General features: G+C 62.5%; 2 protein-coding genes. Both read left to right on the top strand.

Going from position 1 to position 2,980, the window contains the following annotated elements; translation table 11 throughout:
• Nucleotides 1-104 precede the first annotated feature (104 nt).
• Nucleotides 105-1,130: a tyrosine-type recombinase/integrase gene (locus tag GOALK_RS13140; RefSeq protein ID WP_003943780.1), complete on the top strand. Its 1,026-nt coding sequence runs from the start codon at nucleotides 105-107 to the stop codon at nucleotides 1,128-1,130.
• Nucleotides 1,131-1,297: 167 nt separating this feature from the next.
• Nucleotides 1,298-2,962, top strand: a complete 1,665-nt coding sequence (locus GOALK_RS13135; RefSeq protein WP_232283170.1) for a tyrosine-type recombinase/integrase — start codon at nucleotides 1,298-1,300, stop codon at nucleotides 2,960-2,962.
• Nucleotides 2,963-2,980 lie beyond the last annotated feature (18 nt).

Genomic DNA, 2,980 nt, shown 5'->3' with positions numbered 1-2,980 from the left:
GGGTCGAGTTCCCCCGCGAAGAAAATCATGATATGTGGGTGATCTGACGCATCCAGTGTCAGGCTGATCATGTCGGTTGTCGGCTCGATCGAGGAGGCCCCACAATGAATGCTTTCGTCCCAGCGCTGGTCCGGCCGCCTGGCGAAATTCCACGACTCGGCGAACCACTTCTCGATGAATACCTACGCTTCGTCGCTGCGAGAGCACGAACCAACACCCTCCTGGCACAGACGTTCGACCTGAAAGTCTTCTTCACCATCATCGGCAAGGAACCGACGCAGGTGAGCACCAGCGATGTACTGGCTTTCATTCAAGCGCAACGACTTCCACGCAAAGAGAATGTGGTCCGCCTCAGCGACGGCGAATCGGGACTGGCCACCTCGACCATCAAACGTCGACTGGCGTCGATCTCCGGCCTGTTCTCCTACCTCCATGAGCGTGGGCTGGTCGAGAAGAATCCCGTGCCGCGAGGCCTCTCGACCCGGTCAGGACGCTCTCACGTTCGCGGGACCCCACTGATCAGAGCGCCGCGGCGCCTCCCACGGGTACTGAGCCCCGACGAGGTCAACGCACTATTGGCCGCGCTACGCTGCGAACGAGACCGGGCGATGGTCCTGTTGATGCTGTTCGGCGGACTACGCCGATGCGAGGTGCTGGGCTTACGGATGCCCGATGTCCGACCCGGTGAGCGACGAGTGTTCGTCGCCGCCGGCAAAGGCGGCCACCAACGCATCGTCCCGGTCGCACCGACCTTCTTCGAAAGCCTCGGCCGCTATCTCGACGCCGAACGCCCGATCGACAGTGCCACCGATCATGTCTTCGTGGTCCTCAAACGTCCCAGACGCGGCAACCCGCTTTCCGCGGCCGGTCTCGATGAAATTCTCTCCGGCGCCCGAGTTCGAGGCGGGTTACCTCATGCGACATGTCACGAACTTCGACACACCTGCTTCACCCGACTCCGCGAATCGGGGATGGCGTTGGAGGCGATTCAAGCTCAAGCCGGGCACGCATCCATCGAGTCCACACGCATCTATCTGCATCTGGCCAACGACTGGCTGATCGGCGAGTATTCCAAGGCGATGGACATTCTCGACGGCATCGCCGGTGACATCCCTGGAGATGCGAAATGAGCGTTCCGACAGACTCTTTGAGAAAACCTGAGTCAACCGCGGCCCGCACATACGTTCACGCGGTCACCAATGCACATGCCCACCGAACCCGACTCCGGGCTGTCCTGCGGTTCGAGGACAGGTTCGGTGATCTCGGCGCATGGAACGCGCTACCGGTGTCGGCGCGCATGGCAGCTCCCGACATCGTGCGCGCGTTCGTTGCCTTCGCGGCCGTCTTCGAGTCGGTGGCCGTCGATGCGATCTATGTTGTGCAATCATCATCGAAATGGGGCGCCCATCTGGCCGAACGTGAACCCGTAGCTGCTTCCACATTCCGCACGCAGGCAACAAGTTTGGGATTCTGCGAGCGCGAGGCAGGGAAGATGTGGTCCAAACTCGCGCAGATCTGTGTCATCGCCGGCGCCACGACCGAGGCGCTCACCTCGGCGGAGTATGTCGCGGCCCGGGCCCAGTTTCATTCCGCCGTAGTCGCCAAGGTCGGGCGTGCACCGAAATCGTTGAACGCGCCACTCTTTGGGCTCGATGCGCTCATGTTCCATCGCGGCCAAGGACCCCGGCCACATCCGCGCAAACGCTGGGCAGCACGATCGGTGCCCGAGATCGGTTGGGACCGCGCCGAGGAGTGCGCGCCCGTCATGGTCGCTACGATGCGCCGTTACCTCGACCAGATCGGCATCAGCCTGCGGGTCTCGTCGGTGGACTGCATCGAGACCACACTGCGCCAGTTCGCCGGCCATCTGGCCACCACCAGCGACGTAGTCTGCGTCGCCGACATCGACCGCACCCACATCGAGGCCTACAAGACCTGGTTGGCGGCACGGCCGGGGTATCGCAAGAACACGAACCTGTCCAAGACCACCATCGGCATGCGCATGGGGCACCTGAGCGCGTTCTATCAACGCATCATCGAATGGGACTATCCTGATATCCCTGCCCGAGCGCCGGTCTACTCCTCGGACCGGCCGATCAAGGACAAGCCGCTACCGCGATTCCTCGACGACGGCGCCGCCGCCAAGTTCTTGACCGCAGCCCGCAACCTGCCCGACGAGTTCGGTCGCCTCGCCATCGAAATGCTCTCACGTACCGGCATGCGCAAAGGCGAACTCCTCGACCTGACAATCGATTCGGTCGTCCAGATCGGTTCCGCCTACTGGCTCCGCATCCCCGTCGGCAAGCTCCACAACGACCGGTACGTCCCCTTGCATCCCCAACTCAAAACAATGATCGACACCTGGCTCGAGCACCGACCGGACTGGCAGGACAGTCCGCTGCTCTTCACCGACCGCGGTCGTCCGATCCCGGGCACCCGAATCGACAAGGCAGTCCAATCCGCTGCTGCCGCAGCGGGAATCGGCCACGTCCACCCTCATCAGCTGCGGCACACACTCGCGACGCAGGCCATCAACCGGGGTATGAGCCTCGAGGCGATCGCCGCATTGCTCGGGCACAAGACAATGGAGATGACGATGGTCTATGCCCGAATCGCGGACCGGACCGTTGCCGACCAATACTTCTCCGTCACAGAGAAAGTCGAAGCCCTCTACAGTAAACACGAACCCGCCGTCCTGCCTGCCGAGGACGAGCCCGCCGCGATGCGCAAACTCCGCGCCGAAGCCCACCGGCGGATGCTCGGTAACGGCTACTGCGCACGCCCAGTCGAACTCGACTGCCACTTCGAGTCGATCTGCGAGTCATGCACGTTCTTCGTCACCACCATCGAGTTTCTCCCCACCCTCACCCGTCAGCGAGACGACGCCGCAGACAAGGGCCAGATCGGGCGGCAGAAGGTCTTCGACGGACTTATCCAGCGACTCGACGACACGGGCACTTGACATCGATCACCCACATAA

The organism is Gordonia alkanivorans NBRC 16433, from assembly GCF_000225505.1.
Lineage (GTDB): Bacteria > Actinomycetota > Actinomycetes > Mycobacteriales > Mycobacteriaceae > Gordonia > Gordonia alkanivorans.
The sequence above is the reverse complement of the archived record's forward strand: the minus strand, read 5'-3'. Positions and strand labels throughout refer to the sequence as shown.